This is a genomic window from Herbaspirillum lusitanum P6-12 (assembly GCF_000256565.1).
In the GTDB taxonomy this organism is placed as follows: Bacteria; Pseudomonadota; Gammaproteobacteria; order Burkholderiales; family Burkholderiaceae_D; genus Herbaspirillum; species Herbaspirillum lusitanum.
Genome location: NZ_AJHH01000523.1, coordinates 1 through 6,620 on the forward strand (window position 1 = coordinate 1; position 6,620 = coordinate 6,620).

Here is a 6,620-nt window from a genome sequence, read left to right on the forward strand (position 1 = left end):
CCGAACTCGGTATCGTTGGCCAGGGCCAGCACCTCATCATCGGTCTTGAAGCGGAACAGCGGCGCCATCGGGCCGAAGGTTTCTTCGCGCGCGATGTTCATGTCGGCGGTGACGTCGGCGATCACGGTGGGTTCAAAGAAGCTGTGTCCGAGCGCATGGCGCTTGCCGCCCAGCAGCACGCGGCCGCCCTTGGCCTGGGCATCGGCGACGTGCTGCTCGACTTTCTGCACCGCCTTCTCGTCGATCAGCGGACCTTGCGTGACGCCGCTGTCGACGCCATTGCCGACTTTCAGTTGCGCCACCGCCGCAACCAGCTTATCGGCGAACTTGTCGTAGACGCCGTCCTGCACGTAAATGCGGTTGGCGCAGACGCAAGTCTGTCCGGTATTGCGGAATTTGGAGGCGATTGCGCCTTCCACTGCGGCATCGAGATCGGCGTCGTCGAACACGATGAAGGGCGCGTTGCCACCCAGTTCCAGCGATACTTTCTTGATGGTCGCCGCGCACTGTTGCATGAGCAACTTGCCGGTCTCGGTCGAACCGGTGAAGCTCAGCTTGCGCACGACCGGGTTGCCGGTCATCTCGGCGCCGATGACCTTGGACGAGCCGGTCACCACGCTGAACACGCCGGCCGGCACGCCTGCGCGTTCAGCCAGGACCGCCAGCGCCAGCGCGGAAAACGGTGTCGCCTGCGCCGGCTTGAGCACCATCGGACAACCTGCCGCCAGCGCCGGACCGGCCTTGCGCGTGATCATCGCCGCCGGAAAATTCCACGGCGTGATCGCCGCGCAGACGCCGATCGGTTCCTTGATCACGACGATGCGGTTGCCGGGTACGGGCGAGGGAATGGTATCGCCGTAAGTGCGCTTGGCTTCTTCGCCGAACCATTCGATGAACGAGGCCGCATAGGCGATTTCGCCTTTGGATTCGGCCAGCGGTTTGCCTTGTTCTGCCGTCATGATCAGCGCCAGGTCATCGGCGTTGGCCAGCATCAGGTCGTTCCATTTGCGCAGGATGGCGGCGCGTTCCCGGGCGGTTTTCTTGCGCCAGGCCGGCCATGCCGCCTGTGCTGCTTCAATCGCGCGCCGGGTTTCGTCCGTGCCCATGTCGGGCACCGTGCCGAGCTCGTCGCCGGTGGCCGGATTGTTGACGGCATGCGTGCCGCCGCCGTCGGCGTTGCACCAGGCGCCATTGATGTAGGCCTGCTGGCGCAGCAGGGATGGATCCTTGAGTTGCAGCATTGATAACTCCTGTCCGTTGAAAAGCGCTGCCACAATCAGATGTCTGCAGCAGATATTCTTTTTGATCGGATCCACCCAAAAGGTTCGGAGGTTATCTGCAGGCGTCAGTGACGGACTTGAGCTTGACGCCGTATGCGCCAAGAGATGGGATAGTCAGCAAGCCGTCTCGTCGTTTTTTTGGATTCTGCCGCTCTGAAGAGGAGACCGGACGAGATAAACAGGACCTGGATCAAGCAAAAACGCTGCGATACCAGGCGAGGGCGCGGCCGAGAAAGCCATCGGCTTCTTCTTCAAACAGATAGGGCTTCCTGGTGCGCAGGCGATCGAGGATTTCTTTCTCATCTTTTTCCTTGACCGTGCCGTAGGCGATGCCGAGCGTCAACAGCGTGCGCAGCGAGCCCAGCTTTTCCCTGGCGACCGAACCGCGTGCATGTTCGACAGCGATCTTGGCGTCGTGCAGTTGCTGCGCCCACGAACGCGACAGGCGCCATGCAGGCGTCTTCAATGCTTCTTCGGCTTTGGCGATGCTGATGGCAGCCGATTTGATTTGCGCGGCGAGGACGTCGATCTGCGATTCGTCACCCTTGGCTTGCTTGACGATCGAGGTCGCCCAGGCTTTCGACGCCGCGGTCAGCTCGTCAACCGACCAGTCATGCCGCACGGCGATGTGGAAACCGTAGTTGGACGCCTGCGAGATCAGGATCGCGACAACATCCGGAAAATCCTTGTCGAGCGCGCGTTTGGCCCAGGCGTACTGGCCCGACAGCATCAGATGCTGAACGGCGGCTTCGGTCAGGAAGGTGGTGTTGTCGGAGAGTTTCGCCAGCATGAAGCTTTCGAAGCTCGGCGAGACGAATCCCGAGTCGCACTTCAGCGAGAGACGATTGAAGTTCTTGTAGTCGCGATCGAGCGAATCATAGACTTCATCTTTGAGATTGAGATTGAGTTTTTTCATATTGTTCCCCGGGAGCTCTGGCGTGTTGTCGGATCGACATGCATGTCGTCGACCGGCACGGAAATTTTAATCGCAAATCAGTCGCTGCATGGAATCTGCAGCGGCAAGGCGTTGGTGCATGAGAGCGCATGAGGGGGTTAACGGCAGCAATCGGAAAAACTTTTCCTGCGGCAACGATAAACCCGGGAGGCACAAATGCACCGGTGCTGCATCATCAGTCGATCAGCCGCCCGATCGTCGCTGCCATCGTCGTCGGGTCGCTATTTCAAACCGGCGCAAAAGTGGCTGTATAGCTGAACTGCCGCCGTTGCACCATCAAAAATGCCGATTGGTCTGTAGCGCAAACGTGCTACAGCGCAGCGGCGCAAGCGGATTGACTTATCGGGGCCGGACATGGAGACTGATCGTCACTTTGCCGGCACCGACGTGACAGGCCGAGGCGGGCAGGGGAGCATATATCACGGGACAAAAATCGCATCAAGAGAAAGGGCTGTCGGCGCAAATGGATGCTTCAATCCGTGTTTGCCGCAACGGCGTCGCACGCAACATGGTTTCGTCCAGCAGAGGTCGGCAATGGTGTACGCGCAAGTGCAAGGGCTGCTCTTGCTGTGCACATACGCTGAGCAAATGATCGTTACCCATCGACAGCAGAAAAAACTGCCACGCAGATGGTTGCGCCACCAACTGCGTTTGCAAGCTTACCCGTCCCTCTGTCCCCAGGTCCATGCTGAACTGGTCCAGAGGAATTGACAGCCCCATGCTACGCGCCTTGATCCACGACTCTTTCAAGGTCCAGTATTCAAAAAAGCGCTGTTGACGCTGCGCAAATGGCTGGGCATTCAGCCCGCCCACTTCGTCAGGAGAAAAAAAACTGTTGGCCACATCCAGCGGAGCCGTGCGGATGGCAATGTTTTCCGTGTCCACCCCCATGTCCTGGGCAGCACTGACGGCCATGACCACCAGTCCGGCGGTGTGCGACAGATTGAAACAAAGATGTTGTGCGACGTCTTGCACTACTTGAGGGCGACCGTGGCTACCGGCAACAAATTCCCACGCCGCCGGCGCCAGCGCGGCATAGCGCGAGAGCACGCTGCGCACCAGCGCACGGGTGATGACAAATTTCTTGCGGTCACGCTCGAAATAGAAACGCGACTCACGCTCGCGTTCTTCGGGACTGAGCAAAGATTGCCGGTACAAATGCAAATCGTCGTCGCTGATGCTGTCGGTAAAACAGCACCACAGATCAATTTGATGCGGTAAAACGGAAATCTTCCCGATGGCACTCATCGGGGCACTCCACCATCAGACGGTGAAAGTTCTGGAGACAGGTGATTCATTTAATCGCGCCGTCCGTGAGGCTGAAGCGTTGTTCGTATGCTAATGGCGGAATGGCTTTCATCGTGGTGCGTCGATCCGCTGCAATGCTTCTTGAAAATGTGAGATGCACGGTATAGTCATCGGAAAAGTGGATGCTACCATGACCGCTAACGCAGGCCAGACGCCTATGCAATGAATATTTCCGCGAGCGGAAGGCCGGTAGAACCATCCAGTTTTCGCGTATAGGGCCATAAGAAATAGTCCAAGCCCGTTTTAACAAAAAAAGGGGGAAGGGAATCGTTGGTCATCCACGTCTTTTCCAAGTTAAGCAGGCATCTTCCGCACAAGGTGGATGCCTGCCTGCGCTCCTGCCAATAAGGTTGGCATTTGCGCATTACATATAACGACAGCTTGTAGAAAAACATCACATGACATTTCGATTTGCACGTCTGGTAGCGGGCTCCGTGCTTGCCACCGCCGCCGGCGCCGCCTGGTCGGTCGACCAACCGGCACCGGGCTCGCTCCGTTTCGAGATCAACCGTTTCGACATCGCCGGCAATACATTGCTGCCGGCGGCAGACGTCGATGCGGCGGTTGCGCCGTTCACCGGCAAGGATCGCGATTTTTCCGATGTGAAGGGTGCACTTGTCGCGCTGAAAGCGGTGTATCAGGCACACGGTTATGTGCTGGTGCGCATCGACTTGCCCGAACAAGAATTGAATAATGGTGTGGTCGTGTTGAATGTGGTGCAAACCAGAATCGGCAATGTCGCGATCGAGGGTAACAAGAGTTTCACCGATACGAATATTCGCAACAGCTTGCCGGGTCTGCAAGAAGGTGAAGCTCCCGATCTGAACAAGATTTCAAAAAGCCTGAAATTGGCGAATGAAAATCCCGCCAAAAAGACGGTCATGAAGATAAAGCCGGGAGCAGCAGCTGATGAAGTCGATGCAAGCTTGGCCGTGACCGAAGAATCCGTCTGGCTGACGACGCTCAATCTCGACAACTCAGGCACGGAACAGGTTGGCAGAACCTATGCCGGCGTGGTTTTGCAAAATGCCAATATGTTCGGTCGTGATCACGTCATGACGTTGCAGTACACCACCACGCTCGAGCATTCGGGCGATGTTGCCGTCTATGGCTTCGGTTATCACGTGCCTTTGTATGCGCTCGGTGATTCGCTGGATTTTTTTGCAAGCCACTCCGATGTGAATGCGGGAACGGTAACCGCAGGGATTCTCGACATCGCCGTCAGTGGCAAGGGTTCGATGTACGGCGCGCGCTATAACCAGAACCTGACGACCGTCGGCAGCTACGAGTCAAAGCTGGTCTACGGCATCGATTACAAGGAAGTCCGCAACAGCATGCAGACGCTCGGGATTGAACTGGGTAATGATGTCACCGTGCACCCGCTCAGCGTCGGCTATGTCGGCAATTGGTCAATGCAGAATGGCGTTGCAAATTGGGGCGCGACCTTGTCGCATAACGTTGCGGGCGGCGCCAAGGGGCGCCAACAGGACTTCGACGCCGCGCGCGTGGGCGCAAAAGCCGATTACACCGCGCTGCGCTTTGCAGCGAGCACCACGCAGGGGTTGCCGCAAGAATGGCTGGCCCGGGCGATCGTCAATGGTCAATACACAAGGGATGCGCTGATTGCGGGCGAACAGTATGGCGCCGGTGGCGCGAGTTCGGTTCGCGGTTTTCAAGAGCGCGAAGTGTCCAATGATTCCGGCGTGACAGCCAATGTTGAAATCTACTCACCGCCTTTGTGCCGCAACACCGATTGGCAATGCCGGGTGCTGGCGTTTTATGACACGGCCTATCTGACGCGCAATCGTGCGTTGCCGGGAGAGTTCCGCAGCATGGCGATCAGAAGCATCGGTGTCGGCGTGCGTCTGCAGTTGCGCAACAACGTCAGCTTGCAGATGGATTACGGCCATGTTTTGCGTGCGGAAGCGACGGTAACGCAAAGAGGCGATGGACGTTTGCACGCACGTCTCGGCTTGTCTTTCTGAGGACATGATGAAAACTACCCCAATGAATATGCGCCGCAAATCCATGATGCCTTTTTTCCTGCGAATCCGCGTCCCGCAGCTCAGACTTTTGCCGTTCCTGATTGCGGCGGGCATTGGCCCGGCTGCGGCCGCGCCTGGCACTCCCACGATAGTGAACGGGCAGGTGACGTTTTCTCAGAACGGCAACATCTTTTCGATTACCAACAGTCCGAACGCGATTATCAATTGGGGCAGTTTCTCCATTGCGCAGAGCGAGATCGTTCGCTTTATTCAACAGAACGCCAATAGCGCCGTGTTGAATCGGGTCACGGGGCAAGATCCAAGCGTCATCATGGGCGCATTGCAATCCAATGGCCGCGTCTATCTGATCAATCCGAACGGCATTCTGTTCGGTGCGGGCGCGCAAGTGAACGTCAACGGCCTGATCGCATCGACGCTGGATATCGCGAATGCAGATTTTATCGCCGGTAAAAACAAGTTCTTCGCCGGTGCAACGGCGGGCAGCGTCGTCAACGCCGGCGAGATTACGACACCCTCCGGCGGCAAGGTTTTTCTGATTGCGCCGGACGTGACAAATAGCGGCCTCATCACTTCGCCGCAAGGTGAAGTCGTGTTGGCGGCGGGACATAGCGTGCAACTGGCGGATTCCTCCAATCCGGCGATGCAGGTGGTTGTATCGTCGCCAAGCGATCGTGCAATCAACATCGGCCAGGTCATCGCGGAAGGCGGCAAGATCGGTATCTACGGCGCGATGATCAATCAGCGCGGCATACTGAATGCCAACAGTGCGCAGGTTGGCGAGACCGGCAAGATCATCCTCAAGGCCAGCGGCGATACGCTGCTTGAGGCGGGCAGCGTGACCAGCGCCACCGGCGCAGGGCAGGGCGGCGAAGTATCGGTGCTGGGGGAGCGCGTGGCGTTGACCGGCGACGCGCGTATTGACGCCAGCGGACAAACCGGCGGCGGTACCGTACTGGTTGGCGGCGATTACCAGGGCAAGAACGCGGCGGTGCAAAACGCCCGGCAGACCGTAGTTGGCCCCGATGCCAGCATCAGTGCAGATGCAATCGCGCGCGGCGACGGCGGCAAGAT

The 6,620-nt window shown here is 58.1% G+C and carries 5 protein-coding genes; 2 read left to right on the forward strand and 3 right to left on the reverse strand.

The genetic code is table 11. From position 1 onward, the window contains the following. The 3 genes from HLUSI_RS0117400 to HLUSI_RS0117410 all read right to left on the reverse strand — a co-directional run. Positions 1-1,241: NAD-dependent succinate-semialdehyde dehydrogenase (locus tag HLUSI_RS0117400; RefSeq protein WP_016835175.1), on the reverse strand; the 1,241-nt coding region annotated here is incomplete at its 3' end. 229 nt (positions 1,242-1,470) lie between these two features. Further along, on the reverse strand, positions 1,471-2,196 hold the full coding sequence (locus HLUSI_RS0117405) for a DUF4088 family protein (protein WP_016835176.1): 726 nt from the start codon (positions 2,194-2,196) through the stop codon (positions 1,471-1,473). A gap of 477 nt (positions 2,197-2,673) precedes the next feature. After that, positions 2,674-3,483, reverse strand: coding sequence for a 4'-phosphopantetheinyl transferase family protein (locus tag HLUSI_RS0117410; protein ID WP_016835177.1), 810 nt, complete (start codon positions 3,481-3,483; stop codon positions 2,674-2,676). 458 nt (positions 3,484-3,941) lie between these two features. Here HLUSI_RS0117410 and HLUSI_RS0117415 point away from each other — a divergent pair, with 458 nt between their 5' ends. Continuing rightward, positions 3,942-5,528, forward strand: a complete 1,587-nt coding sequence (locus HLUSI_RS0117415) for a ShlB/FhaC/HecB family hemolysin secretion/activation protein (protein ID WP_029363684.1) — start codon at positions 3,942-3,944, stop codon at positions 5,526-5,528. Beyond that, positions 5,491-6,620: two-partner secretion domain-containing protein (locus HLUSI_RS29270; RefSeq protein WP_238534028.1), on the forward strand; the 1,130-nt coding region annotated here is incomplete at its 3' end. The genes HLUSI_RS0117415 and HLUSI_RS29270, both read left to right, overlap by 38 nt.